Source organism: Streptococcus oralis, assembly GCF_003942875.1.
Classification (GTDB): Bacteria; Bacillota; Bacilli; order Lactobacillales; family Streptococcaceae; genus Streptococcus; species Streptococcus oralis_BX.
In genome coordinates, this window is the sequence record NZ_RMVK01000006.1 from 32,196 (window position 1) to 57,214 (window position 25,019).

26 protein-coding genes are annotated in these 25,019 nt (G+C 41.9%); 23 read left to right on the forward strand and 3 right to left on the reverse strand.

The genetic code is table 11. The features are described from left to right. Nucleotides 1–70 precede the first annotated feature (70 nt). Together D8844_RS07370 and mnmG are read left to right on the forward strand one after the other, a co-directional pair. Entirely contained in the window at nucleotides 71–526 is a 456-nt protein-coding gene (locus tag D8844_RS07370) for an NUDIX hydrolase (protein WP_185757678.1), read from the forward strand. Nucleotides 527–534: 8 nt separating this feature from the next. Further along, complete coding sequence (mnmG, locus tag D8844_RS07375; RefSeq protein WP_125415403.1) at nucleotides 535–2,448, forward strand: tRNA uridine-5-carboxymethylaminomethyl(34) synthesis enzyme MnmG; 1,914 nt, start codon at nucleotides 535–537, stop codon at nucleotides 2,446–2,448. A gap of 252 nt (nucleotides 2,449–2,700) precedes the next feature. Here the strand turns inward: mnmG and rnjA are convergent, their stop codons facing one another. Both rnjA and D8844_RS07385 read right to left on the reverse strand, forming a co-directional pair. Further along, complete coding sequence (rnjA, locus tag D8844_RS07380; protein WP_125423079.1) at nucleotides 2,701–4,383, reverse strand: ribonuclease J1; 1,683 nt, start codon at nucleotides 4,381–4,383, stop codon at nucleotides 2,701–2,703. Between the two features lies 1 nt (nucleotide 4,384). Beyond that, nucleotides 4,385–4,618, reverse strand: coding sequence for a DNA-dependent RNA polymerase subunit epsilon (locus D8844_RS07385; RefSeq protein ID WP_000639581.1), 234 nt, complete (start codon nucleotides 4,616–4,618; stop codon nucleotides 4,385–4,387). A 551-nt stretch (nucleotides 4,619–5,169) separates the two neighbouring features. On the opposite strand from D8844_RS07385, the gene D8844_RS10535 reads away from it, so the two are divergent. The 19 genes from D8844_RS10535 to dltD all read left to right on the forward strand — a co-directional run bounded on the left by D8844_RS10535 (nucleotide 5,170) and on the right by dltD (nucleotide 21,870). Further along, nucleotides 5,170–5,517, forward strand: a complete 348-nt coding sequence (locus D8844_RS10535) for a hypothetical protein (protein WP_260467548.1) — start codon at nucleotides 5,170–5,172, stop codon at nucleotides 5,515–5,517. A gap of 327 nt (nucleotides 5,518–5,844) precedes the next feature. Next, a complete protein-coding gene (locus tag D8844_RS07395; protein WP_000492029.1) occupies nucleotides 5,845–6,060 on the forward strand; it encodes a hypothetical protein in 216 nt (71 codons plus the stop codon). A 253-nt stretch (nucleotides 6,061–6,313) separates the two neighbouring features. Next, nucleotides 6,314–6,997 carry a tRNA (adenosine(37)-N6)-threonylcarbamoyltransferase complex dimerization subunit type 1 TsaB gene (gene tsaB, locus D8844_RS07400; protein ID WP_125423082.1) on the forward strand — a complete coding sequence of 228 codons (684 nt, stop codon included), beginning with the start codon at nucleotides 6,314–6,316 and terminating at the stop codon, nucleotides 6,995–6,997. Further along, on the forward strand, nucleotides 6,994–7,431 hold the full coding sequence (gene rimI, locus D8844_RS07405) for a ribosomal protein S18-alanine N-acetyltransferase (protein WP_000569857.1): 438 nt from the start codon (nucleotides 6,994–6,996) through the stop codon (nucleotides 7,429–7,431). The genes tsaB and rimI overlap by 4 nt, the downstream gene beginning before the upstream one ends. Beyond that, entirely contained in the window at nucleotides 7,421–8,431 is a 1,011-nt protein-coding gene (gene tsaD, locus D8844_RS07410) for a tRNA (adenosine(37)-N6)-threonylcarbamoyltransferase complex transferase subunit TsaD (RefSeq protein ID WP_125423085.1), read from the forward strand. Before rimI ends, tsaD begins: the two co-directional genes overlap by 11 nt. A 103-nt stretch (nucleotides 8,432–8,534) precedes the next feature. Next, the gene (locus D8844_RS07415; protein WP_125423088.1) at nucleotides 8,535–9,398 is read left to right on the forward strand and encodes an XRE/MutR family transcriptional regulator; all 864 of its coding nucleotides are present in this window, start codon (nucleotides 8,535–8,537) and stop codon (nucleotides 9,396–9,398) included. 115 nt (nucleotides 9,399–9,513) lie between these two features. Beyond that, on the forward strand, nucleotides 9,514–10,179 hold the full coding sequence (locus tag D8844_RS07420; protein WP_125423091.1) for a CPBP family intramembrane glutamic endopeptidase: 666 nt from the start codon (nucleotides 9,514–9,516) through the stop codon (nucleotides 10,177–10,179). 70 nt (nucleotides 10,180–10,249) lie between these two features. Further along, nucleotides 10,250–11,476, forward strand: coding sequence for an MFS transporter (locus D8844_RS07425; RefSeq protein WP_125388574.1), 1,227 nt, complete (start codon nucleotides 10,250–10,252; stop codon nucleotides 11,474–11,476). 192 nt (nucleotides 11,477–11,668) lie between these two features. Next, the gene (locus tag D8844_RS07430) at nucleotides 11,669–12,295 is read left to right on the forward strand and encodes a hypothetical protein (protein WP_125423093.1); all 627 of its coding nucleotides are present in this window, start codon (nucleotides 11,669–11,671) and stop codon (nucleotides 12,293–12,295) included. Nucleotides 12,296–12,387: 92 nt separating this feature from the next. Continuing rightward, a complete protein-coding gene (locus D8844_RS07435) occupies nucleotides 12,388–12,996 on the forward strand; it encodes a hypothetical protein (protein WP_125423096.1) in 609 nt (202 codons plus the stop codon). A 137-nt stretch (nucleotides 12,997–13,133) separates the two neighbouring features. After that, nucleotides 13,134–13,829, forward strand: coding sequence for an AzlC family ABC transporter permease (locus D8844_RS07440; RefSeq protein WP_125423099.1), 696 nt, complete (start codon nucleotides 13,134–13,136; stop codon nucleotides 13,827–13,829). Beyond that, nucleotides 13,819–14,142 (forward strand): branched-chain amino acid transport AzlD family protein, encoded by a 324-nt coding sequence (locus D8844_RS07445; protein ID WP_125423102.1) that lies wholly within the window; start codon nucleotides 13,819–13,821, stop codon nucleotides 14,140–14,142. The genes D8844_RS07440 and D8844_RS07445 overlap by 11 nt, the downstream gene beginning before the upstream one ends. A gap of 102 nt (nucleotides 14,143–14,244) precedes the next feature. Further along, on the forward strand, nucleotides 14,245–15,087 hold the full coding sequence (locus tag D8844_RS07450; RefSeq protein ID WP_000724967.1) for an amino acid ABC transporter substrate-binding protein: 843 nt from the start codon (nucleotides 14,245–14,247) through the stop codon (nucleotides 15,085–15,087). Nucleotides 15,088–15,241: 154 nt separating this feature from the next. Beyond that, nucleotides 15,242–16,096, forward strand: a complete 855-nt coding sequence (locus D8844_RS07455) for a MetQ/NlpA family ABC transporter substrate-binding protein (RefSeq protein ID WP_000694533.1) — start codon at nucleotides 15,242–15,244, stop codon at nucleotides 16,094–16,096. Nucleotides 16,097–16,214: 118 nt separating this feature from the next. Continuing rightward, complete coding sequence (locus tag D8844_RS07460; protein ID WP_049478951.1) at nucleotides 16,215–17,588, forward strand: M20 family metallopeptidase; 1,374 nt, start codon at nucleotides 16,215–16,217, stop codon at nucleotides 17,586–17,588. Next, complete coding sequence (locus tag D8844_RS07465; RefSeq protein ID WP_125423105.1) at nucleotides 17,581–18,642, forward strand: methionine ABC transporter ATP-binding protein; 1,062 nt, start codon at nucleotides 17,581–17,583, stop codon at nucleotides 18,640–18,642. Before D8844_RS07460 ends, D8844_RS07465 begins: the two co-directional genes overlap by 8 nt. Nucleotide 18,643: 1 nt before the next feature. Then, complete coding sequence (locus tag D8844_RS07470; protein ID WP_000137507.1) at nucleotides 18,644–19,336, forward strand: methionine ABC transporter permease; 693 nt, start codon at nucleotides 18,644–18,646, stop codon at nucleotides 19,334–19,336. Between the two features lie 159 nt (nucleotides 19,337–19,495). Beyond that, the gene (gene dltB / locus D8844_RS07475; protein WP_125423108.1) at nucleotides 19,496–20,650 is read left to right on the forward strand and encodes a D-alanyl-lipoteichoic acid biosynthesis protein DltB; all 1,155 of its coding nucleotides are present in this window, start codon (nucleotides 19,496–19,498) and stop codon (nucleotides 20,648–20,650) included. Nucleotides 20,651–20,697: 47 nt separating this feature from the next. After that, nucleotides 20,698–21,870 carry a D-alanyl-lipoteichoic acid biosynthesis protein DltD gene (gene dltD / locus D8844_RS07480; RefSeq protein WP_000593516.1) on the forward strand — a complete coding sequence of 391 codons (1,173 nt, stop codon included), beginning with the start codon at nucleotides 20,698–20,700 and terminating at the stop codon, nucleotides 21,868–21,870. Nucleotides 21,871–22,044: 174 nt separating this feature from the next. On the opposite strand, the gene D8844_RS07485 is transcribed toward dltD, so the two are convergent. Further along, entirely contained in the window at nucleotides 22,045–22,614 is a 570-nt protein-coding gene (locus D8844_RS07485) for an MptD family putative ECF transporter S component (protein WP_000739515.1), read from the reverse strand. Between the two features lie 133 nt (nucleotides 22,615–22,747). On the opposite strand from D8844_RS07485, the gene D8844_RS07490 reads away from it, so the two are divergent. Together D8844_RS07490 and D8844_RS07495 are read left to right on the forward strand one after the other, a co-directional pair. Continuing rightward, nucleotides 22,748–23,362, forward strand: coding sequence for a YesL family protein (locus D8844_RS07490; RefSeq protein ID WP_000514467.1), 615 nt, complete (start codon nucleotides 22,748–22,750; stop codon nucleotides 23,360–23,362). Then, the gene (locus D8844_RS07495; protein WP_002892866.1) at nucleotides 23,340–25,010 is read left to right on the forward strand and encodes a sensor histidine kinase; all 1,671 of its coding nucleotides are present in this window, start codon (nucleotides 23,340–23,342) and stop codon (nucleotides 25,008–25,010) included. The genes D8844_RS07490 and D8844_RS07495 overlap by 23 nt, the downstream gene beginning before the upstream one ends. The last annotated feature ends 9 nt before the right edge of the window (nucleotides 25,011–25,019 follow it).

Genomic DNA, 25,019 nt, shown 5'->3' on the forward strand with positions numbered 1-25,019 from the left:
TGCAGGCTTTTTGTCCTGCACTTCTTTGGAGTTTTGACTGTTTTTGTGTCGTTTAGAGGAAAGGACAAAAATGACTCAACAAGACTTTCGGACAAAAGTGGGGAATACTGTTTTTGGCGTTCGGGCGACAGCCTTGATTCTCCAAAATGGCAAGCTCCTAGTTACCAAAGATAAGGACAAGTATTACACTATCGGCGGTGCGATTCAAGTCAATGAAAGCACGGAAGAAGCGGTAGTCCGTGAAGTGAGGGAAGAACTGGGTGTCGAAGCTCAAGCTGGGCAACTAGCTTTTGTTGTTGAAAATCGTTTTGAAGAAGATGGTGTCTATTGGCACAACATCGAGTTTCATTATCTGGTGGACTTGCTTGAGGATGCCCCATTGACCATGCAGGAAGATGAGAAAAGGCAGCCTTGTGAGTGGATTGACTTGGACCAGCTTCAGGATTTCCAACTAGTCCCAGCCTTTCTAAAAACAGCCCTGCCAGATTGGGACGGCCAACTAAGACACATTCATCTTGAGGAATAGGAGAGAAAATGACTTATAATTTTACGGAAGAATACGATATTATTGTAATCGGTGCGGGGCACGCTGGGGTGGAGGCATCTCTAGCTGCTAGCCGTATGGGCTGCAAGGTATTGCTTGCGACCATCAACATTGAAATGCTGGCTTTCATGCCTTGTAACCCTTCAATCGGTGGTTCTGCCAAGGGGATTGTCGTGCGTGAAGTCGATGCCCTCGGTGGCGAGATGGCCAAGACCATTGACAAGACTTACATTCAGATGAAGATGCTTAACACAGGGAAGGGGCCAGCCGTTCGTGCCCTTCGTGCGCAGGCTGACAAGGAGCTTTACTCTAAGGAAATGCGCAAGACAGTTGAAAATCAAGAGAATCTGACCCTTCGTCAAACCATGATTGATGAGATTTTGGTGGAAGATGGCAAAGTTGTCGGTGTGCGTACAGCTACCCATCAAGAGTATGCTGCCAAGGCCGTTATCGTGACGACAGGGACTGCCCTCCGTGGGGAAATCATCATTGGGGACCTCAAGTACTCGTCAGGACCAAACCACAGTCTAGCTTCGATTAACCTAGCTGATAATCTCAAGGAACTGGGGCTTGAAATTGGTCGTTTCAAGACAGGAACGCCTCCACGTGTCAAGGCTTCTTCTATCAACTACGATGTTACAGAGATTCAACCAGGGGACGAGGCACCAAATCACTTCTCTTATACTTCGCGCGATGAGGATTATGTCAAGGACCAAGTGCCATGCTGGTTGACCTACACCAATGGCACCAGTCATGAGATTATCCAAAATAACCTCCACCGTGCGCCTATGTTTACAGGTGTGGTTAAGGGAGTGGGCCCTCGTTACTGTCCATCGATTGAAGACAAGATTGTGCGCTTTGCCGATAAGGAACGCCACCAGCTCTTCCTTGAACCAGAAGGACGCAATACAGAGGAAGTCTATGTTCAAGGACTTTCAACCAGTCTGCCTGAGGATGTCCAACGCGAGCTGGTTCATTCCATCAAAGGTTTGGAAAATGCTGAAATGATGCGAACTGGTTATGCTATCGAGTATGACATGGTCTTGCCTCATCAATTGCGTGCGACTCTGGAAACCAAGAAAATCTCAGGCCTTTTCACAGCTGGTCAGACAAATGGAACATCAGGTTACGAAGAAGCTGCTGGCCAAGGGATTATCGCAGGTATCAATGCCGCTCTGAAAATCCAAGGCAAGCCTGAGTTGATTTTGAAGCGCAGTGACGGCTATATCGGGGTGATGATTGACGACTTGGTGACAAAGGGTACCATTGAACCTTACCGTCTCTTAACCAGTCGTGCAGAATACCGTCTCATCCTCCGTCATGATAATGCAGATATGCGTTTGACTGAGATGGGACGTGAGATTGGGCTTGTTGACGATGAACGCTGGGCTCGTTTTGAAATCAAGAAAAATCAATTTGACAATGAGATGAAGCGCCTAGACAGTATCAAACTCAAGCCAGTCAAGGAAACCAATGCCAAGGTTGAGGAGATGGGCTTCAAACCATTGACTGATGCGGTGACAGCCAAGGAATTCCTCCGTCGCCCAGAAGTTTCTTATCAAGATGTGGTGGCCTTCATCGGACCAGCTGCTGAGGACTTGGATGACAAGATTATCGAATTGATTGAAACAGAAATCAAGTACGAAGGCTATATTTCCAAAGCCATGGATCAGGTTGCCAAGATGAAACGCATGGAAGAAAAACGCATTCCAGCCAATATAGATTGGGATGACATTGACTCGATTGCGACAGAAGCCCGTCAGAAGTTCAAACTGATCAATCCAGAAACCATCGGCCAAGCTAGCCGTATTTCGGGAGTAAACCCAGCAGATATTTCTATTTTGATGGTGTATTTGGAAGGTAAAAATCGTAGTATTTCTAAAACTCTTCAAAAATCAAAATGATACGTCGTTGGCTTCTTACGAATGAGTTCAAAGCTTGGCTTTGATTCATCTACAACCTCCCATAGTTCCCCGAACTATGGGAGCTAACTTGAGTTATGCTTTTGCCTAGCCTTCTAGTCTGATTTCGATTTTTATTGAGTTTCAATCTCAAAAGAAAGCATAGAGAAAAACAGCTCCGAACGTCGGGGCTGTTTTGTTGATTATGTGACTATTAGTCCGTCTCGCTCCGTGAGGTGCGAGACAAATGATTATTTAATCTTCTTCATCTGGTGTGAGGATCATCGGGATGATAATCGGTTCACGTTCTGTATTTTCATAGAGGAAAGGACGAATAGCGTTGACAATGGCACCATTGACAGACTGCACGCTAGCATCTTTGTTTTTCAATGCGATACGAATAGCATTGAAGAGGATGCGCTGGCTTTGGCGAATCAAGTCGCCAGACTCTCTCATGTAGACAAAGCCTCGGCTGAGGATATCTGGACCAGACAAGATCATTTTAGATTTGAAGTCAACAGTTGCGACTGCAAGTACGACACCGTCTTCGGATAGGTCTCTGCGGTCTTTGAGGACGGCTGCACCGATTTCACCGATACGATTGCCATCGACATAGATGTCTTGGGCGTTGAAATGACCTGCGATACGAGCAGTGTTAGCAGTAAGGGCAAGCACATCACCATTGCTCATGATAAAGATATTGTCCTTCTCGACACCAGTATCCACCGCTAGTCCAGCATGGACTTTCTGCATACGGTATTCACCATGAACAGGCATGAAGTATTTGGGCTTGATCAAACGGAGCATGAGTTTTTGCTCTTGCTGACCGCCGTGCCCAGAGGTGTGGATATTGTTAATCTTTCCGTGAATGACTTCGACACCAGCTTCAGAAATGATGTTAATCAGCTTATTGACACTAGTGGTGTTTCCAGGGATTGGGCTAGAAGAGAAGATAACGGTATCGCCGGGTTGGAGTTGCACCTGACGGTGGGTTCCGTTAGCGATACGAGAGAGGGCTGCCATCGGCTCCCCTTGACTACCCGTGCAAAGGATAAGAACCTCGCCTGCAGGGTAGTCTTTGATTTCATTTGGCTCGATAAAGGTTCCCTTAGGAGCTTTGATGTAGCCAAGCTCGATCCCATTGACAATGGCCTTTTCCATAGAACGACCAAAGACCGCAATCTTGCGTCCAGTCTTAACAGCGGCATCTGTTGCTTGTTGGAGACGGAAGATATTTGAGGCAAAGGATGCAAAGATGATACGTCCTTCAATGCCTTGGATGATCTTCATGATGGACTGGCCAACGACTTTTTCAGAGTTGGTAAAGGTTGGCACTTCCGCATTTGTCGAGTCAGAGAGGAGACAGAGCACACCTTCTTCACCAAGGGCAGCCATACGGTGCAAGTCTGCAGGCTCTCCAACTGGAGTAAAGTCAAACTTAAAGTCACCCGTACAAACGATTTTCCCTTGAGGAGTATGAATGACAATCCCTAAAGGCTCTGGAATGGAGTGGGTTGTTCTAAAGAAAGTTGCCTTGAGATTTTTAAAGGTCAACTCAGTATTGTGGTTGATTTCGTAAAGTTTGGCGTTGCGCAAGAGACCATGTTCTTCGAGTTTTCCACGGATTAAAGCTAAGGCAAGCGGTCCAGCGTAGATAGGGACATTTGCTTGTTTGAGCAGGAAGGGAATCCCACCGATGTGGTCCTCGTGTCCGTGTGTAATCAAAACAGCCTTGACGCGGTCGATATTGTCCACGATGTAAGAGTAGTCAGGGATAACGTAGTCAATACCCAGCAAGTCATCTTCTGGGAATTTAATCCCAGCATCGACGATGATAATTTCGTCTTGGTATTCAATTCCGTAAGTGTTTTTCCCGATTTCTCCCAGACCACCGATGGCAAAAACGCCGACTTCTTCAGGTTTAAGAGTATAGGCCATATTAGAACTCCGTAATCTCGAAAGCGCCAGTTTCTTTTTCGTAATCTAGCAATTTGTCAGACAAGAGTTCGATAAATTCGATATTGTACTCTGGGCGGTTTTCTTCGACAAGTTGGCGAGCAGCGATACGGCCCTCAAGTTCTGAGTTGGCATCGATGTCTAGGTAAAGTGAGCGTGTTGTTTCACGACGTGGGCTACGTTCTTTTGTTTCTTGATAAAAAACTTTGTAAATCATATAGTTCCTTTCTATTTACAGGTCAGCTTATTCCAAACTTTTAGCAGAGATTTGCTTGATTTCATTCCATTTTGTGTCTAGATTGACCTTGATTCGTTACAATTATTTCAATTATACCACAAAATGAAAAATTAGTAAAAGACGGAAATGGAGAAAGTCGGGAGGGGAAGAAGGAACAAAAAGACAGGTAGGATTTGGTCGGAGAGCACTTAGGTGTTATAATTAAAGGGGGAATCTAAAGAGATAGTAGATTTAAGGAAGAATACAGTTCTAGTTTCATTAATCGTTGGAGTGGATGGTTGGGACCGAATGATATCTTTGAAAAAAGAAAAAGCTCTTGAGAAATCTCGAGAGCAACCAAAAAGGCTGAGACAAAATTAAGGGATCTTTCTGAGCAAGCTCAAGGGGCAGCACCATTACCTGAAGTGATTGAATTACAACCTTTGAAAGACTTGTCACCAAGTCAGACCAAATCTCAACCTTCCCCTATTTTATCATCTACTCAGCTAAGAAGTCAATCTATAAGTATAACGATGTAGACATAGCATGGAGTGGAGTGCTTACTGAACGGGCAAGGAAAAGCCCTTGACAAAAGTCAAGAGCCATCTAACACTGGGGGCGAACTAATCAATCGCAATTCCGGTTATTTAGAAGGCGAACCCTCAAGGACAGCACCACAGCCTGAAGAGCCAAAGGCTCAACCTGATTTTCCTACCAATGTTCAATTATATTTTAACATTGACAAGTCAGTAAAGTCAAGTTATCGGTTGCGTGGTGGCTACAAATACCCTGAAGATACGGATATAAGGACTTTAAATAAGTATGCGGATGCTTTGCAACGGTCAGCACAACAATATTTAGATAGATTTGCCAATCAAAAAAATCATTTACGCTTTTAACGAAGATAACCAACTGAACGCTCTGTCACCAGTCGCCCTATGTTATCCTCTCGATATTTATACTTTACTATAACTCACTGAGGGAATCAACTTTAAAAGCATCAAAAAGCTCCTGACCGAAGTCAAGAACCGTCAAACGCTGGGGGCGAATTGTTCAATCGCAATTTCAGTTCTTTAGAAACCAAAGTTTCAGGGATAGCACTGCAACCCGAAGAGTCAACGACTCAACCTGATTTTCCTACCAATGTTGAATTACATTTTAACATTGATAGAACAACATTGTCAACAGTTTAAATAAAAAAAGGAATACCAAAAGGAGGATTAAGAATGTTTAGTTTGTTTGAATTTGCAGTAGGGGTTCGCCTCTTGATGTTTGTAGTCTTTGTAGCTTGTGTCTATGGGGGGAATGCCCTGTTTGTGCATCTGGAACACCGCAAAACAAAATTCCTTTGGAAGCTTGCTTTTGTGACGCTCTATTCAATTTTTCTCCTCCTGGTCACCTATGTTGTCTGGCTCGTTTTCTACTTTGGTTTAAATGCCTAAAGTCAATTATTCCTCTAGATATACAGAAAATCCACCTCGTCTTGATAGATGGGATGGATTTTTCTATTTTTAGGTGCTATCTTTATTGTTATGACGATGATTTCTAACGTCGAAAATCGAGTTAAGGCATATATGACTTATTTACACTTCTTTTTGTCTAAGTGGCGAACCTTTTTGTTTCAAAACAAAGAAAATTCCCATGCGCTGGCTTTTGTAGTATAATAGTAAACAGACAAAAAGATAGGAATGTGTTATGAAAGTATTAGCTTTTGATACGTCCAGCAAGGCTCTTTCTCTAGCCATTTTAGAGGATAAGCAAGTTCTTGCCGAGACTATGGTCAATATCAAGAAAAATCACAGTATTACCCTCATGCCTGCCATTGATTTTTTGATGTCGAGTCTGGACATGACGCCCAAGGACTTGGATCGAATCGTGGTAGCTGAAGGACCAGGTAGTTATACTGGCTTACGAATCGCGGTAGCAACTGCCAAGACCTTGGCTCATACCCTGAACATTGAGTTGGTTGGCATGTCTAGCCTCTTGGCTCTGGTGCCACGCCAACAAGAAGGCTTACTTGTTCCCCTGATGGATGCGCGTCGCAACAATGTTTATGCAGGATTCTATGAAAATGCTAAGCCTGTCTTGCCAGAAGCGCACCTGTCCTTTGCGGAAGTGCTAGAGCAGGTCAAGGATGCTGACCAGGTGACCTTTGTTGGAGAAGTTGGAGCCTTTGTGGAGCAGATCCAAGAACAGCTACCACAAGCTAGTTACCAAGAAAGCTTACCTAATGCAGCTAATCTAGCTCTTTGGGCATGGGACAAGAAAGAAGACTCCTTGCACGACTTCGTGCCAAATTACCTCAAACGTGTTGAAGCTGAGGAAAATTGGCTCAAGAACCACTCCGAGTCTGGTGAGTCCTACATTAAACGTCTATGATAGAAATCAAACGAATCCAAAGACAGCCTGACCTGGCTCAAGCAATCTACGCTGTTATGGTAACAGTTTACCCAGTCAGTCCTTGGGCACTGGAACAAATCCAAGCAGACCTGTCCCAAGACCAGACTTGGTACGCTCTAGCTTATGATGGGGCAGAAGTGATTGGCTTTCTAGCCGTTCAGGAGAATCTCTTTGAAGCAGAAGTCTTGCAGATTGCTGTACTGCCTAGCTATCAGGGTCAGGGAATTGCGTCAGCCTTGTTTGCTCAATTGCCAGCGGATAAGGAGATTTTCCTCGAAGTCAGAAAGTCAAATCAACGAGCGCAAGCATTTTACAAGAAAGAAAAGATGGCAGTCATCGCTGAGCGAAAGGCCTACTACCATGACCCAGTCGAGGATGCCATCATCATGAAGAGAGAAATAGATGAAGGATAGATATATTTTAGCATTTGAGACATCCTGTGATGAGACCAGTGTCGCCGTACTGAAAAACGATGATGAGCTCTTGTCCAATGTCATTGCGAGTCAAATTGAGAGTCACAAACGTTTTGGGGGCGTAGTGCCAGAAGTAGCCAGTCGTCACCATGTCGAGGTTATTACAGCCTGCATCGAGGAGGCGCTAGCAGAAGCAGGAATTACCGAAGAGGATGTAACAGCCGTTGCCGTTACTTATGGACCTGGATTGGTCGGAGCACTGCTAGTTGGTTTGTCAGCTGCCAAGGCTTTTGCTTGGGCTCATGGACTTCCGATGATCCCCGTTAACCACATGGCTGGTCACCTTATGGCGGCTCAGAGTGTGGAGCCTTTGGAGTTTCCCTTGCTAGCTCTCTTGGTCAGCGGTGGGCACACAGAGTTGGTCTATGTGTCAGAGGCTGGGGATTACAAGATTGTTGGAGAAACGCGGGATGATGCGGTTGGTGAGGCCTATGACAAGGTCGGCCGTGTCATGGGATTGACTTATCCAGCAGGTCGCGAGATTGACGAGTTGGCTCATCAGGGACAGGATGTGTATGATTTCCCTCGTGCCATGATCAAGGAAGATAATCTGGAGTTTTCATTTTCAGGTTTGAAGTCTGCCTTTATCAATCTTCACCACAATGCCGAGCAAAAGGGAGAAAGCTTGTCCAAGAAAGATCTGTCAGCTTCCTTCCAAGCTGCGGTCATGGATATTCTTATGACCAAAACCAAGAAGGCCTTGGAGAAATATCCTGTTAAAACTCTAGTTGTAGCAGGTGGCGTGGCTGCCAATAGAGGCCTCAGAGAACGTCTGGCGGCCGAGATCACAGATGTCAAGGTTATCATCCCACCTCTACGCCTTTGCGGAGACAATGCAGGTATGATTGCCTATGCCAGCGTCAGCGAGTGGAATAAAGAAAACTTTGCAGGCTTGGACCTCAACGCCAAACCAAGCCTCGCCTTTGATACTATGGAATAAAGAGTCAGCTTGAGGCTGGCTTTTTTACTCCGGAAAATGTCAGAATATTTTGACAAAGCTGTAAAAATGATGATATAATATGTAAAAATTAGGAGGTGGCCAGATGATTGAGAGAATGGAATTGGGAGAATTTTACAAGGAATTGCGCCTGGCAAGAAAACTCAAGCAGTCAGATGTGGCTTGTGAGGGCCTGACAGCATCCCAATTATCCAAGTTTGAACTGGGACAGTCTATGCTGTCTGCAGATAAGCTGATTCTAGCTATCCAAGCGATAAATGTGACCTTTGATGAGTTTGGACACAAGCTTAACAACTATCAAGAATCACCACATATGCGAATTGGTCGAAAGGTTGTGGATCGTTTTGCCCATCAAGATATAGCAGGCTTAGAGAAACTATTAGAGGAAGTCGAGCAGGAACAAATGGCACAGACTTATCGTCGTTTGAATGCTATTGTGATCAAAGATGCTATCCATTCCTTAGATAAAAGGTATCCGCTAGAAGAGGAGGATAGCGAGTTTTTAACTACTTACCTCTATGCTATCGAGTCTTGGACCTGGTTTGAACTCTATATTTTTTGCAATACCATGCCCTTCTTGAGTAACCAAGATCTGATTTTTTTATCCACCTCTTTACTTGAAAAATCCAAGGAATTTAAAGAGTTGGTACACAATCAATTGTATATGAAAAGTGGTTATCTTAATATCATCTCAGAGCTCATGGAGCGCAAACTTTTTTCCTATATCCCGATCTTTGAGGCCGAGTTGGAGAGTATGCTCCGGCCATATGATGTTTTTGAGAAAGTATCATTGCAGTTTTTAAAGAAGATGAGTGTATTCCTTCAAACTAAGGGAAGCAATCAAAAAGAGATTGAACACTTTATCCAATCTCTGCAAGTATTAGAAAATCCCCAATTAACAGCCCTTTTTGAATTGCGTTTGCAGCAATACAAAGAGCTTATCAATTAGTCCACAATCGCAAATGAGATATTTCTATGAGAAAAAATGTCAAATATGCGATTTTCTCAAATGTGGTGATTTCCGTGTTATACTATCCTTATTTCATAGTATAGGAGAAAATAGAATGAAAAAGATAATCTCACGCTACTACTTTATTATAGCCGTTTTACTTGTCATTGCTGACCAGTTCTTCATTCGTTTGCTTTTACATAGCGATCTAGCTGCTGGTCTATCCGACTTTGCCTATTATTTGTCGGATATGCTGTTGGATTTTCTTGTGGTTCTGCTTGCTATTATTGTTATGGTTTGGTCAGGTAAATGGCAGAAAATTAACAGTCGAAAATTTAGAGGTTCCTATCTTTTTTATTCCTTTTTAGCTCTGCTTGCTTTTGTTGTTTGGAATTTCGTTACCTTTTTTCTTTTCCCACCTACTCGAAATGAAATTTCTTATCAACATGCTGCTCCTACTTTTACAGGAGCTACAGCATTTTTGATGTATTTTTTCTATCCTGTGATTGCAGGTCCCATTTTTGAAGAGATAATTTATCGTGGGTTGGTGATGACCGCTCTGGAAAAAGGAAAGAAATGGGGACTGGATGTGCTCGGTTCGGCTGCTTTATTTGGAATCTTGCACATTAGTAACCACGGTTGGGTCTTGACAGACTTTTTCGTATATATGGGTGGCGGTCTCATATTTGCAGTCTTGTTTAGAGTAACTAAGTCAATTTATTGGCCTATTGGACTGCACATAGTCTACAATGGTATTGGTCAGATTTTACCGTTGCTGTAATTTTAGGTGCTCAGCAATATCGGTCTATTCTTGGGGAAAAGTTCCCATTTGAATTCAAAAAGGAGTTGCGATGAAAGTATTTATTCAAAATAGAGATTTTAGGCAATTAACCATCAACCAGTGGATTTCAACGGTTGGGGATACGATTTTTTATCTTGCTTTTTTGAATTATGTGGCAGACGCTTCGTTTGCCCCCTTGGCGATTTTACTCATTACGATTTCAGAGACTGTTCCTCAAGTTCTGCAAATCTTTATTGGAGTTTTGGCTGACTTTCAACATCATCGTGTTCTAAAGTATACGGTTATTAGTTTTGTCAAATTTGTACTTTATTCTATAGTGGCACTTTCGCTTTCAGGGCAGTCCTTTTCCTTATGGCTCGTATTCTTTATTTGTTTGATGAACCTTTTGTCAGATACATTGAGTTACTTTTCAGGAGCCATGCTAACTCCTATTTTTATAAGAATCATTGGGAAAGAACATCTGACAGAAGCCATTGGCTTTAAACAATCAACAGTTAGTTTAGTTCGGACAATCAGTAACATTCTAGGAGGGATTTTATTAGGAATTCTTTCCATTCAGTTCATTTCCTTGCTAAACGCTCTGACGTTTCTGATAGCATTTGTAGGTATTCTCTTCATAAAAAATGATCTTTTGAAAGTTGAAAAAACAATTAGCTATCAAGAAGGTCTTTCTATAAAATCGTTTTGCCAGCATTTGTTCCAATCATCGAAATTGATCTGGAATATGGATAGAGTGATCTTCATTTTATTTATCGTCTCTATCAGCCAAGCTGTGATCAATGTCACTGTTCCTATTTCAACTCTTTTTTTAAGAAACCAACCGTTTTTGAATTTACAAACTGGTCAATCACTCGCTTTGTTATCAACACTAGAATTGATAGCACTTATTGTCGGAAGCCTTGTAAGTGGCTATCTGAAAAATATGATTTCTATAAAAACAGCTCTATACGCTTCGGTCGTCATCCAGTTACTCCTTCTAGTAGGATTTGCCACAGTTCATTTTGGCTTGATTCTGCTTTTCAGCTCCTTGGATGCCTTCATCGCAGGGTTGCTCTCTCCTAGATTGCAAGAACTCGTCTTTAAACAAATACCTGAGGAGTCAATGGGAGCGGTTCAATCCTCTATTGGTGCTATTACGGTTGTTTTACCAAGTCTATTCACAATCGTTTTCGTAACGATTGCTACAAGTTTTGGGACCCTAGCGGTCAGCTTTATTCTATTGCTATTACTCCTAACCGCATTTGTCATGCTCTTGAATATTCGTGAGAGCATTTAGTAGGGAACTTTGATTTAACTTTTGTTCATACGATAAGGCTGGCGCTCCAGTCTTTTTCTTATCTCGAGTATCTAATAATAGTCCTTGTTCAATTCCTTGTTACCTTAAATGAAAAGTAATTTTAGAATCTAATCACGAAATCCGACTCTATTAAAGTTTGTCAATCCTAGAGTTTTTTTGTATAGTAGAAATATGAAAATTACAAAAATAATCAGTAGTTTGCTTGCTATTGGAGTGATAATCTTATTTATAAAATCTTACCAAAATTTTAAAAATTTGGAATTTCCTAGTACGCAGTTAGTCATGTTTAAATCTCTTTCCTTTTATATGTCCACAGAATCTTTTGAAAAAGTATTTGGAGAAGCTGATAAAGTTGTTGAGGAAACAGAAATGGCTTATCGTGATACTTGGCGTGCAGAAGACCCGTATTTCTATAAAACAGGTCGCCTTTTCTACTATTACGAAAATATGAGATGGGAAGGCTATACTATCCGCGCAGATTTTACGTTTTCAAAATGGCATACCTTGGAAGAAGCGAGGGCTTCTTTTCCTGTTGCTTCAAAAATGGAACAGAAAGAACTACTTGGCAAACTATCGCAGGCTATAAAAACAGAAATTGAATCTTTACCAGACTATCAGTCTATGACAGTTGAAATGGTAGGACTAGATCAAGATTCTTATCAATATAAAGTCAAATTACAAGGGCAAACGGAGGATCTCTGGGTCGAGGTTTATTCGACAGAACTTGGATATCATAAAAAACTTGAAGATAAGGAGTATGGGGTTGGGATTAGTCAATATCGGAGGCATGCATCGTAATCCTTTCCTTCTATACCATAGAATAAAGAGTCAGTTAATTGTTGACTCTTTTATCTTGGACAAATCCTCCCCTTTTTTTGTATAGTAGAAATATGAAATTTACAAAAATAATCAGTAGTTTGCTTGTTATTGGAGCTTTACTCATGCTTTTATCAGCTTGCCAGAATATCAAAAAGACACAACTGGTCTTGTTTGAATCCCTTTCGTTCGGTATGTCTCCTAAATCTTTTGAAGAAGTATTTGGAGAAGCTGATAAAGTGGTTGAGGAAACAGAAATGGCTTATCGTGATACTTGGCGTGCAGAAGATCCGTATTTCTATAAAACAGGTCGCCTTTTCTATCACTATGAGCAGATTACTTTGAAAGGCTATCCAGGCCGAGCGACCTTTACATTTTCAAAATCGCATCGTTTGGAAACAGTAGAGGCTTATTTTCCCGTTACCTCAAAAGCTGAGCAGCAAGCATTGCTCGATAACTTATCCCAGACTGTAAAAAAAGAACTGGGAGAACTCCCAGATTACCAGTCCATGACAACTGAGACAGTAGGCCTCTATGATGACGGTTATCGCTACAAGATCAAGTTAAAAGGACAACAGTGGGAACTCTGGGTTGATGTCTATCCAACAGAAAATAAATATGCTACAGACACAGAAACCGATAAGTATACTATCCGAGTGGATCAATTTCTCATGTATCCATGATGCTTCCTCTTCAGCACTTTTTGCTAGCACTTAGTTTCGATTCCGAAACTTTTTTCTCATTCCTGAATATGTTATAATAGTCCGTGCTGTGGCTGTGATGATGAACAGCCTCAATTGGAGAGAATATGAGGAGAAGGATGAAAGAAAAAGGATTTTGGGAAGGTGTTCAGGCAGCCATGCCGACTGCTCTTGGCTATGTCAGCATTGGTCTGGCTTGTGGGATTATCGGTGCGCCCTATGTGACACCTGTTGAGATGGGCTTGATGAGCCTCTTTGTTTATGCTGGGAGTGCCCAGTTTGCCATGTTGGCACTGATTGCGGTACAAGCGCCTGTTGCGGCCATTGCTATGACTGTCTTTTTAATCAACTTGCGACTCTTTTTGCTGAGCTTGCATGCATCGACCTATTTCCGTCATACTAGTCTCTGGCAAAACATCAGTATGTCTAGCCTCTTGACTGATGAGACCTATGGAGTTTTGATGGGCGAATTAGCCCATACAGACAAGGTTCATCCTATGTGGATGCACGGGAACAATCTCAATAGTTATGTAGCCTGGTTTATTGGGACAGTGGCGGGGACAGCTTTAGGTGGCCTTCTTCCAAATCCTGAAGTCTTTGGCTTGGACTTTGCCCTTGTTGGGATGTTTATCGGGATTTTTACTTCACAATTTCAGATTATGCAAAGACGGGTTCCTGTCCGCAATCTGCTGCGGATCCTAGCCGTTGTTGCGGTGTCTTTCTTTTTGCTCTTGACAGTGGTGTCTCAGTCGCTAGCTGTTCTGTTTGCGACCTTGCTAGGTTGTACCATGGGGGTGGTCTTAGATGGTCAGTAAGTATATTTTAATGGCAATCGTCTTTTCTGGATTAGTGACTTGGATTCCCCGTATGATTCCCTTCATCTTGGTTAAGTACAAGGGGTTGCCAGCTATCGTCGAGCGGTTTTTGAAGTTCTTGCCTGTTTCTATTATCTTTGCCTTGATCCTTTCAAGCGTAGTGACTGGCAAGGTTGGCAGTCTTCCTCAAATCAAATGGCTGAACTTTTTAGCAGTCTTTCCAACAGCTTGGGTAGCCTTTCGCTACCGCAATCTAGTGGGTACGGTTCTTTTTGGAGTAGTCTTGATTGCAGTCTTGCGCCTGGTCTTTTAGTCAGCCATAAAAAAAACCTATCACCGAGATAGATATCATATAATGGCAAAAAAAAATATTTTCTGTTAAGATAGTAAAGTATTCTATTTTGGAGGAAACGACATGAAAAAAATCGTCAAATATTCATCTCTTGCTGCTCTAGGACTTGTTGCCGCAGGTGTACTAGCAGCTTGCTCAGGTGGAGATAAGAAAGACACTGCAACTAGCGAAGCAGCATCTGGTAAGAAAGAAATTATCGTTGCAACCAATGCTTCACCAAAACCATTTAACTACGAAGAAAATGGCGAGTTGACTGGTTATGAGATTGAAGTAGTCCGTGCTATCTTTAAAGACTCTGACAAATACGATGTCAAGTTTGAAAAGACAGAGTGGTCAGGTGTCTTTGCAGGTCTTGATAGCGACCGTTATCAAATGGCTGTGAACAATATCAGCTATACCAAAGAACGTGCTGAAAAGTACCTTTATGCAGCTCCAACTGCTAAAAACCCTAACGTTCTCGTTGTGAAGAAAGACGACGACAGCATCAAATCACTTGATGATATCGGAGGCAAGTCTACTGAGGTTGTTCAAGGTACAACATCAGCTAAACAGCTAGAAGATTATAACAAACAACACGCAGACAATCCAACTGTTCTTAACTACACCAAGGCTGATTTCCAACAAATCATGTCTCGTTTGAGCGATGGTCAGTTTGACTACAAGATTTTTGATAAAATCGGTGTTGAAACAGTTATCAAGAACCAAGGTTTGGACAACTTGAAAGTCATTGAACTTCCAAGCGACCAACAACCTTACGTTTACCCACTTCTTGCTAAAGGTCAAGATGAGTTGAAATCATTTGTAGACAAACGTATCCAAGAACTCTACAAAGACGGAACTCTTGAAAAATTGTCTAAACAGTTCTTCGGAGACACTTACCTCCCAGCAGAAGCTGATATTAAATAGTCGTATGAAATCATCCAGTCTGAGAAAGACGGATGATTTCTCAATTTTTAGGTATATAGTTTCAAACTATATGTCTGCCTATCTAATAACAATTTGCTAAATCAAATAAAGTATGAGATACTATTACGGTATTATTTTTAAAGGAGATAGAATCATGAAAATTAAAAAATGGCTCGGTGTAGCAGCTCTTGCTACAGTCGCAGGTTTGACTCTTGCAGCTTGCGGAAATTCAGAAAAGAAAGCAGACAACGAAACAGTTGTCAAAATTGCAACAGTTAACCGTAGTGGTTCTGAAGAAGCGCGTTGGGATAAAATCCAAGAATTGGTTGAAAAAGATGGAATTAAATTGGAATTCACAGAGTTCACAGACTATTCACAACCAAACAAGGCAACTGCTGATGGCGAAGTAGACTTGAACGCTTTCCAACACTACAACTTCTTGAACAACTGGAACAAAGAAAACGGGAAAGACCTTGTAGCGATTGCAGATACCTACATCTCACCAATCCGTCTTTACTCAGGTAAAAATGGGGAAGAAAACAAGTACACTAAAGTGGAAGAAATCCCAGATAACGGTGAAATCGCCGTACCAAACGATGCAACAAACGAAAGCCGTGCGCTTTACTTGCTTCAATCAGCTGGTTTGATCAAATTGGATGTTTCTGGAACTGCACTTGCAACAGTTGCTAACATCACAGAAAATCCAAAGAACTTGAAGATTACTGAATTGGACGCTAGCCAAACAGCTCGTTCATTGTCATCAGTTGATGCTGCCGTTGTAAACAATACCTTCGTTACAGAAGCAAAATTGGACTACAAGAAAGCACTCTTCAAGGAACAAGCTGATGAAAACTCAAAACAATGGTACAACATCATTGTTGCGAAAAAAGATTGGGAGTCATCACCTAAGGCTGATGCCATCAAGAAAATTATCGCAGCTTACCACACTGATGAAGTGAAAAAAGTTATCGAAGAAACATCAGACGGTTTGGATCAACCAGTTTGGTAATAAGACACAGGGAGGTGGGAGAGAGTTTCCACCTCTTGCTTTTGTATAGAGAGTTGATTTTAAAGAGGCACTTGTGGTCGTTCCAAGGACGCAAGTACGTAGTAGAAAGAGAGAGAAAATGGTTTTTCCTAGCGAACAAGAGCAGATTGAAAAATTTGAAAAGGATCATGTTGCCCAACATTATTTTGAAGTCTTGCGCACCTTAATTTCCAAGAAATCAGTCTTTGCCCAGCAGGTTGGACTCAAGGAAGTCGCAAACTATCTGGGTGAGATTTTCAAGCGTGTGGGGGCTGAAGTGGAGATTGATGAGAGCTACACGGCTCCCTTTGTCATGGCGCATTTCAAGAGTTCACGTCCGGATGCCAAGACCTTGATCTTCTATAATCACTATGACACCGTGCCAGCGGATGGCGACCAAGTATGGACAGAGGATCCTTTTACCCTTTCTGTGCGCAATGGTTTTATGTATGGGCGTGGGGTTGACGACGACAAAGGCCACATCACAGCTCGTTTGAGTGCTTTGAGAAAGTATATGCAGCACCACGATGACCTCCCTGTCAATATCAGCTTTATCATGGAAGGGGCAGAGGAATCTGCTTCCATGGATCTAGATAAGTATTTAGAGAAACACGCAGACAAACTTCGTGGAGCGGACTTGCTAGTCTGGGAACAAGGGACCAAGAACGCCTTGGAACAGCTGGAAATCTCTGGCGGAAACAAGGGAATTGTGACCTTTGATGCCAAGGTAAAAAGTGCGGATGTGGATATCCACTCGAGTTATGGTGGTGTCGTGGAATCAGCTCCATGGTATCTTATCCAGGCCTTAAGTAGTCTACGTGCAGCAGATGGACGTATCTTAGTAGAAGGCTTGTACGAGGATGTTCAAGAGCCAAATGAACGAGAACTAGCCTTGGTGGATACTTACGCCCAACGCAATCCTGAGGAAATCAGTCGCATTTATGGCTTGGAATTGCCTCTCTTACAAGAGGAACGTGCAGCCTTTCTAAAACGTTTCTTTTTCGAGCCAGCCCTTAATATCGAAGGGATTCAGTCAGGTTATCAAGGGCAAGGGGTTAAAACGATTTTGCCAGCAGAAGCCAGTGCTAAGCTAGAGGTTCGTTTGGTTCCTGGCCTAGAACCGCATGATGTTCTGGAAAAAATTCGGAAACAGCTAGACAAAAATGGCTTTGATAAGGTAGAATTATACTATACCTTGGGAGAGATGAGCTATCGAAGCGATATGAGCGCGCCAGCAATTCTCAATGTGATCGAGTTGGCCAAGAAATTCTATCCACAGGGCGTTTCAGTCTTGCCGACCACAGCGGGGACAGGGCCCATGCATACGGTCTTTGACGCCTTAGAGGTACCCATGGTGGCCTTCGGTCTAGGAAATGCCAATAGCCGAGACCATGGTGGAGATGAAAACGTGCGAATCGCCGATTACTACACCCATATTGAATTAGTAGAGGAGCTGATTAGAAGCTATGAGTAGAGATATTATCAAGTTAGATCAGATTGATGTGACTTTTCACCAAAAGAAGAGAACCATCACAGCGGTCAAGGATGTGACCATTCACATCCAAGAGGGGGATATCTACGGAATCGTTGGATATTCTGGAGCAGGGAAATCAACCCTTGTACGGGTGATTAACCTCTTGCAAAAGCCATCTGCTGGGAAAATTACCATTGATAACGATGTCATTTTTGATGGTAAGGTCACTTTGACGGCGGAGCAGTTACGTCGGAAACGTCAAGATATCGGGATGATTTTCCAACACTTTAATCTTATGAGCCAGAAAACGGCCGAGGAGAATGTGGCCTTTGCCCTTAAACATTCTGGACTCAGCAAGGAAGAAAAGAAAGCTAAAGTAGCCAAGTTGTTGGACTTGGTTGGCTTGGCTGATCGTGCAGAAAACTATCCGTCACAACTATCTGGAGGACAAAAACAGCGTGTGGCCATTGCGCGTGCCTTGGCCAATGATCCAAAAATCTTGATTTCAGACGAGTCAACGTCTGCCCTTGACCCTAAGACAACTAAGCAGATTTTGGCTTTGTTGCAAGATTTGAACCAAAAATTAGGATTGACCGTTGTCTTGATTACGCATGAAATGCAGATTGTCAAAGACATTGCCAACCGTGTGGCGGTCATGCAGGATGGCCGTTTGATTGAAGAAGGAAGTGTTCTTGAAATCTTCTCAGACCCTAAACAACCTTTGACCCAAGACTTCATCTCTACTGCAACAGGTATTGACGAAGCCATGGTTAAGATTGAGAAGCAAGAAATCGTAGAACATTTATCTGAGAACAGTATCTTAGTGCAGCTCAAGTATGCAGGGGCTTCGACAGACGAACCACTTTTGAATGAATTGTACAAACATTACCAAGTAACGGCCAATATCCTCTATGGAAATATCGAAATTCTCGATGGCACTCCTGTTGGAGAATTGGTGGTGGTCTTGTCAGGTGAAAAAGCAGCGCTAGTAGGTGCTCAAGATGCCATCCGTCAGGCTGGCGTCCAGCTAAAAGTATTGAAGGGAGGACAGTAAAATGACAGAGTTGATTCAAACTTATCTACCAAATGTCTACAAGATGGGCTGGGCTGGTCAGGCAGGCTGGGGAACAGCTATCTACCTAACTCTTTATATGACAGTTCTTTCCTTCATTATCGGAGGATTCTTGGGGCTGGTGGCAGGTCTCTTCCTCGTCTTGACAGCGCCAGGTGGTGTCTTGGAAAATAAGGTTATCTTTTGGATTTTAGACAAGATTACCTCTATTTTCCGTGCGGTTCCCTTTATTATCCTCTTGGCAATCATGTCGCCACTGTCTCACTTGATTGTCAAAACAAGTATCGGGCCAAATGCAGCCCTTGTCCCCCTTTCTTTTGCAGTCTTTGCCTTCTTTGCCCGTCAGGTGCAGGTGGTCTTGGCTGAACTAGATGGTGGTGTTATTGAGGCGGCTCAAGCGAGCGGAGCGACCTTCTGGGACATCGTGGGTGTTTATCTATCAGAAGGTCTTCCAGATTTGATTCGTGTGACGACTGTGACCTTGATTTCCCTTGTTGGGGAAACAGCTATGGCCGGTGCGGTTGGTGCTGGTGGTATCGGTAACGTAGCCATTGCCTATGGATTTAATCGTTACAACCACGATGTGACTATCTTGGCAACCATTATTATCATTTTGATTATCTTTACAATCCAGTTCTTGGGAGATTTCTTGACCAAGAAATTGAGTCATAAATAAATGGAAGGAGTTCAACGCGACTCCTTTTTGTTTTCTCACCGAAATGCAAGAAGGATAAAGCTTCTTTTTAGAAATATGCTATAATAAACAAAGGTCCCCAATTAGCAAATCAGAAAGTTTGCTGTAGAAGGGATGATAATGTAAAGGAGTTTGGCTGGTATGAATTATTTCGAGGGGAATGAGTTTTTCCTTCTCTTATTTGTAGTTTTACTGATTGGTTTTGTGGTAAATTTTTTTGAAAAACGTAAAGACTACTATATTTTGGCGCTCTCCCTCTTATTTGCAGGAGCTATCTATGGTAAGAGCCGGGCGATGATTGTCTATTTACTCGCCTTTATCGTTTACCAGTATTTTCTGGTTTTTCTAGCGCAGCGGATAGAGGCAAAGCGGCTGAAACCGCTGGTTTTCCTTTCCATTCTTCCTTTGGTGATCAATAAAGTCTTTGCTCTGACTTCTCTGCATTTGTTGACCTTTATTGGAATTTCTTACATGTCCTTTAAGACCATTCAGATCATGCTAGAGATATCGGATGACTTAATCAAAGAAAAAATCAGTGCAAAAGATTATCTACAGTTTTTGCTCTTTTTCCCAACAGTTAGTGCTGGTCCAATTGATCGGAGTAGGAGATTTTTAAAAGAGATGAACGAGGTCATGCCCCGAAAAGAGTATCTAGAGTTAGCAGGGGACGGTGTGTATCGTATCGTTCTAGGCCTCCTTTACAAGATTGTTTTATCAACCTATGTTTACCAGATGTTACTCGCTCTAAATAATACGGACATAGTCGTTTACTCAATCAAGTATATGTACCTCTATACCTTGTATCTGTTCTTTGACTTTGCAGGCTACAGTCTAATGGCCGTTGGAAGTAGTAATATTCTAGGTATTCAGACACCGATGAACTTTAACAAACCTTTCTTGAGTGTCGATATCAAAGATTTCTGGACCAGATGGCATATCACCTTGTCGACCTGGTTGAGAGATTTTGTATTTTCAAGAGTATTGATGCAGGTTATCAGGAAAAAATGGTTTAAAAATAGACTACACAATGCAACCTATGCCTATATGGTCAATATGTTGGTCATGGGTTTTTGGCATGGTCTTAGTGTTAGTTACATTGTCTATGGTTTTTATCATGGTGTCTTGATGGCTGGATTTGAAGTGTATCAAAAGAAAAGCAATTTTTATAAAAAAAATAAAAATAAGAACTGGTATAAGCTACTAAGTTGGTTTGTGACCATGAATTTGGTTATGATTGGTTTCTTTATCTTTTCAGGTGAACCCTATAAAATCTTACTGACGATTTTAAAGAGATAAGAGATTGAAAAGAAATCGGCCAGATTGAAGGGATAGGATAAAACGAGATGATTAAATTAAAAGCATTTTTACTATCGCTTGTGCTCGTAATTGCGACGCTTGCCCTTTTAAATGTGACGTATGTCAAGAAGCTTGATGATTATTATAAAGTCAAGGATAACAGTATTCGTTATAGCACCTCGTATGAAAAGTATAAAAGTAGAGATATTATAACAAGCAATATCACCCCCAATACACTAGTTCTAATGGGTTCCTCAGAGTTGGTTGCGACGATAAATGAGGACTATCATCCAAATAAAATTTTTAACTACAACGATTTTAATATCATGCAGATTGGGACCAGTTATTCTCAAAATATCATTCAAGCCTCTACTTTAGCCTCTATTGAAGGATCTATGAGCAAGCGAAAAGTAGCTATAGTAGAGTCTGTTCAGTGGTTTGAAAAAGATGGGACTCATCAAGATGCCTTTTTGAACAAGGCTTCTCAGGAACATATTTTTCACATGCTAGATAATGACAAGATTAGTAAAGAAACGAAAGAAAAACTAATCAATCGCATTATCGAGATTACCAAGGGGAACAAGCAACAAAATGACATCTACAAAAAATACAAAAGTTATTTCATAGATGGAAAAGGAACCATTGTTGATAAAAAACTATTAGAGTTTGAGAACGCGATGTATTCCTTTAAGCTCAAACAGACTTTTTATCAAAAACATGCCAAATCAGATTATCCTTTACTAGGAGACAAAACCCCAGACTATGATTGGCAGAAGATGACGGATCAGTTTGTGGAAGAGGTCAAAAAGAAAACAGACAATAATGACTATGCTGTTGATAATAACTACTACAATACTTACTTAAAAGATCGCTATGCATCATTGAGAGATTCTAATAAAGATTTGAGCTATCTGGAGTCACCAGAATATTCAGATATGGAACTCTTCTTGACAGTTGCCAAAGAATTGGGCATTGAAGTTGAGGTTATTATTTTCCCAGTAAACGGGAAATGGAATGACTACACTGGTGTCTCAAGAGAGATGCGAGAAAAAACTTATAAAAAAATAGAAGATGTCGCAAAAAGCCATGGTGTAACCGTATTAAACTATGGAAACAGAGAGTATGATGATTACTTTTTATTTGACGTGATGCACGTTGGAGTGAAAGGATGGATGGAAGTTGAAAAAGAACTTTACAAATTTGCAAACCAAGCTAACTAACACTCATCGATTAATCTTGTGGACACTATTTTTCTATACGGTCATCTTGAGTATCGTGATCTACTGTTTTGTGACCGATTTTTCGAATATTCAAGAATTTATCTATAGTGAATTTTAAGATTGTATACAAAAAGGTCCTGGAGCTAGGCATTGCTAGTCTTCAGGGCTTTTACCTTATAGTTTATCAGCTATTTTTTGACTTAGAAATTGCCCAACCACAGCCCCAATCAAGGCACCTAGGAGGATGCTTGAAACAAAGAGAAGGATTTTGTCCAACTCTGGAGCGACCATGATACGGTCAATGTATTCTTGGGATTTCCCACGCGCAAGTAAGGTAGCCACGTAAGCTTTGGGACGGATCCACATGAGGAAGATAGGGCCACTTGTGCTAAAAGCAAAGACGAGGAAGGAGAGGGTGTTTTTGATTCGGTCTTTGTAGTTTCCGAGACGAGCGATGGCATCTGCTGCAAGACCACAAGCGAGTCCTGGGAGAAAGGCACCAGCGCCATGCTTGCTAGCTAGGAAGAAAAGTGCCATAAAAAGTCCTAGAGTGGTGATAGCGCCAAAACGAGGGACCTTCGTCAAAAGAAGCATATAGACACTGCCGCCGACAAGGGCAGAAAAGGCAGGTGCGTAGAACATATTGCCTGTTTGATCGACCAGGTGTCCTAGGAAGACTCCAATCCCTACACAGAGAAAGTAGAGGACGGTGGCCAAGAGGGTGGTTAAGATATTTTTCTTCATGAGAATCTCCTTGATGCGAATTAACAAAACCAATTGTATCACGCTTTTTGAGGATTGTAAATGGGAGTTCTATATTTTTGAAAACGCTTGAAATATGATATAATAGTTACATCGTTAGTTTAAGGAGAGTAGCATGGGAAAATTTCTAGAATTCGTCTTTAATCGTATCTTTTTGGGAATGATGGCGACGGCTTATTTCTGGCTATTAACACTAGCAGGAGGAGTGGTATTTGGTTTGGCACCAGCTAGTGCAACTCTTATGAGTTTGTATGGGGAGCATGGTTATACCTATCGAGCCTACCATTTGAAGGAAGCTTGGGAATTGTATAAGAGCAATTTTGTCAAGAGTAATCTGGCTTTCTATAGTTTTGTGTTTGTGGATCTTGTCCTAGTTTATGGTTTATACCTTCTAGTTCAATTGCCCCACCAGACGATTTTCCACCTCTTGGCGACCTTTCTCAATGTCCTTGTAGTTGCTCTTGTCTTTCTAGCCTATACTGTTTCCTTGAAACTTCAGGTGTACTTTGATTTATCCTACCAAAATACCTTGAAACTGTCCCTTATAGGGATTTTTATGAGCTTACCTGCGATTGCCAAGGTTTTACTCGGGTCTGCTCTCCTTGTAGGAGTTGGTTATTATATGCCTGCCTTGCTTTTTTTTGTAGGAATTGGAATGTGGCATTTCTTTATCAGTGATATGTTGGAACCTATTTATGAAAGTATCCATGAAAAATTGGCGACAAAATAGAATGAAGCAGTTTTGGCTTCACTCTCTTTTACGGATTTATAGTTTGGTCATGATCGTGGTCATTGCCAGTTTTGCGATTATGCTATCGTATGCTGACTGGGATTCACGTGAGAAAGAGGCCCAACGGGTTGCAGAACGTGTGACCACTCGGACAGTGAGTGAAGTGGAATACTATCACAGAGAGTCAACCCAACTTGCTCAGTCTTTGGTTGAAAATCAGGCCCGTATCGAAGGAATTTACAAGTATTTCAGTCTCAGCACACCAGACTATTTCTATTGGCAATTAGAGCGTAAAACTTCGCCTTATATCTCTGTTTCCCTGTATGAAAATATTGATGACCTCTATGTTCGGAATGATTTTGTGACTGGAGTGGCTATTGTTCTTCAGGACTACAAGGAAGTCTATGTTTCGACTAGAGAAAAACGCAGTGGAGAGAAAATTCCTGCGGAGGATTTTAAGCCAACAGCCAATAGTTTTGCCATTCCTGTTTCCGATCCTGTGTCTGACAAGGATTTAGGAGTGATCTATATCTCCCTATCCCCAGATGTTTTACATGGCGCTATTGACAATACTCGGGGTCATATCCCAATGGCTGTAACAGTAACTTCGCCTTTTGAGACTGAGATGTTCCATATTGGGGAGAAGGTCTCAGCCGAGCGAGAAAACTGGTTTGTAGGTGTCACCTCTCACGGTTATCAGGTTCGAGTTGCTGTTCCTAAAAATTTTGTTCTTACAGGAACTTTGACGAGTTCAGCTGTCATTATTGGGCTAAGTATTCTCTTTATCATTATTTTGTACGTGACCCTTAGACAGACTTTTTCAAATTACCAAAAGCAGGTCGTAGACCTAGTAGATTCGATCGAGGTGATTGCTCAAGGGGAAGAAGGCCTTCGAATCGATACCTCTGAAAAAGACCAAGAGTTGCTTCTCATTGCAGAAACAACCAATGATATGTTGGATCGCCTGGAAAAAAATATTCACGATATCTATCAGCTAGAGCTCAGCCAAAAGGATGCCAATATGCGAGCCCTACAGGCTCAAATCAATCCTCACTTTATGTACAATACTTTGGAGTTTTTACGGATGTATGCCGTCATGCAAAGTCAGGATGAACTGGCAGATATTATCTATGAATTTAGTAGCTTGTTACGCAACAATATCTCCGACGAGCGGGAAACGACCTTGAAGCAGGAGTTGGAATTTTGCCGAAAATATAGCTATCTCTGTATGGTGCGTTATCCTAAATCCATTGCCTATGGTTTCAAGATTGCACCAGAATTGGAAGAAATGAGAATTCCAAAATTTACACTCCAACCATTAGTAGAAAACTACTTTGCCCATGGTGTTGACCATCGCAGAACAGATAATGTCATCAGTATCAAAGCCTTGAAGGGCCAAGGATTCGTTGAAATCCTAGTAGTAGATAATGGTCGGGGAATGTCCGCTGAGAAACTAGCTGCCTTGCAAGAAAAATTAACTCAGCGAAGTTTTGAACACGAAGCAAGCTATAGTGGAGAGCGGCAATCAATTGGAATAGTAAATGTACACGAACGCTTTGTTCTCTACTTTGGGGATCGCTACCAAATCAGTGTAGAGTCAGCTGAGCAAGAAGGTGTTCGTTACCATATCATCATCCAGGATGAATAGAAAGGGTAG

Coding starts and splice junctions, on each gene's coding strand:
- D8844_RS07370 (WP_185757678.1), top strand. CDS start 71: ATGACTCAACAAGACTTTCGGACAAAAGTGGGGAATACTGTTTTTGGC.
- mnmG (WP_125415403.1), top strand. CDS start 535: ATGACTTATAATTTTACGGAAGAATACGATATTATTGTAATCGGTGCG.
- rnjA (WP_125423079.1), bottom strand. CDS start 4,383: ATGGCCTATACTCTTAAACCTGAAGAAGTCGGCGTTTTTGCCATCGGT.
- D8844_RS07385 (WP_000639581.1), bottom strand. CDS start 4,618: ATGATTTACAAAGTTTTTTATCAAGAAACAAAAGAACGTAGCCCACGT.
- D8844_RS07395 (WP_000492029.1), top strand. CDS start 5,845: ATGTTTAGTTTGTTTGAATTTGCAGTAGGGGTTCGCCTCTTGATGTTT.
- tsaB (WP_125423082.1), top strand. CDS start 6,314: ATGAAAGTATTAGCTTTTGATACGTCCAGCAAGGCTCTTTCTCTAGCC.
- rimI (WP_000569857.1), top strand. CDS start 6,994: ATGATAGAAATCAAACGAATCCAAAGACAGCCTGACCTGGCTCAAGCA.
- tsaD (WP_125423085.1), top strand. CDS start 7,421: ATGAAGGATAGATATATTTTAGCATTTGAGACATCCTGTGATGAGACC.
- D8844_RS07415 (WP_125423088.1), top strand. CDS start 8,535: ATGATTGAGAGAATGGAATTGGGAGAATTTTACAAGGAATTGCGCCTG.
- D8844_RS07420 (WP_125423091.1), top strand. CDS start 9,514: ATGAAAAAGATAATCTCACGCTACTACTTTATTATAGCCGTTTTACTT.
- D8844_RS07425 (WP_125388574.1), top strand. CDS start 10,250: ATGAAAGTATTTATTCAAAATAGAGATTTTAGGCAATTAACCATCAAC.
- D8844_RS07430 (WP_125423093.1), top strand. CDS start 11,669: ATGAAAATTACAAAAATAATCAGTAGTTTGCTTGCTATTGGAGTGATA.
- D8844_RS07435 (WP_125423096.1), top strand. CDS start 12,388: ATGAAATTTACAAAAATAATCAGTAGTTTGCTTGTTATTGGAGCTTTA.
- D8844_RS07440 (WP_125423099.1), top strand. CDS start 13,134: ATGAAAGAAAAAGGATTTTGGGAAGGTGTTCAGGCAGCCATGCCGACT.
- D8844_RS07445 (WP_125423102.1), top strand. CDS start 13,819: ATGGTCAGTAAGTATATTTTAATGGCAATCGTCTTTTCTGGATTAGTG.
- D8844_RS07450 (WP_000724967.1), top strand. CDS start 14,245: ATGAAAAAAATCGTCAAATATTCATCTCTTGCTGCTCTAGGACTTGTT.
- D8844_RS07455 (WP_000694533.1), top strand. CDS start 15,242: ATGAAAATTAAAAAATGGCTCGGTGTAGCAGCTCTTGCTACAGTCGCA.
- D8844_RS07460 (WP_049478951.1), top strand. CDS start 16,215: ATGGTTTTTCCTAGCGAACAAGAGCAGATTGAAAAATTTGAAAAGGAT.
- D8844_RS07465 (WP_125423105.1), top strand. CDS start 17,581: ATGAGTAGAGATATTATCAAGTTAGATCAGATTGATGTGACTTTTCAC.
- D8844_RS07470 (WP_000137507.1), top strand. CDS start 18,644: ATGACAGAGTTGATTCAAACTTATCTACCAAATGTCTACAAGATGGGC.
- dltB (WP_125423108.1), top strand. CDS start 19,496: ATGAATTATTTCGAGGGGAATGAGTTTTTCCTTCTCTTATTTGTAGTT.
- dltD (WP_000593516.1), top strand. CDS start 20,698: ATGATTAAATTAAAAGCATTTTTACTATCGCTTGTGCTCGTAATTGCG.
- D8844_RS07485 (WP_000739515.1), bottom strand. CDS start 22,614: ATGAAGAAAAATATCTTAACCACCCTCTTGGCCACCGTCCTCTACTTT.
- D8844_RS07490 (WP_000514467.1), top strand. CDS start 22,748: ATGGGAAAATTTCTAGAATTCGTCTTTAATCGTATCTTTTTGGGAATG.
- D8844_RS07495 (WP_002892866.1), top strand. CDS start 23,340: ATGAAAAATTGGCGACAAAATAGAATGAAGCAGTTTTGGCTTCACTCT.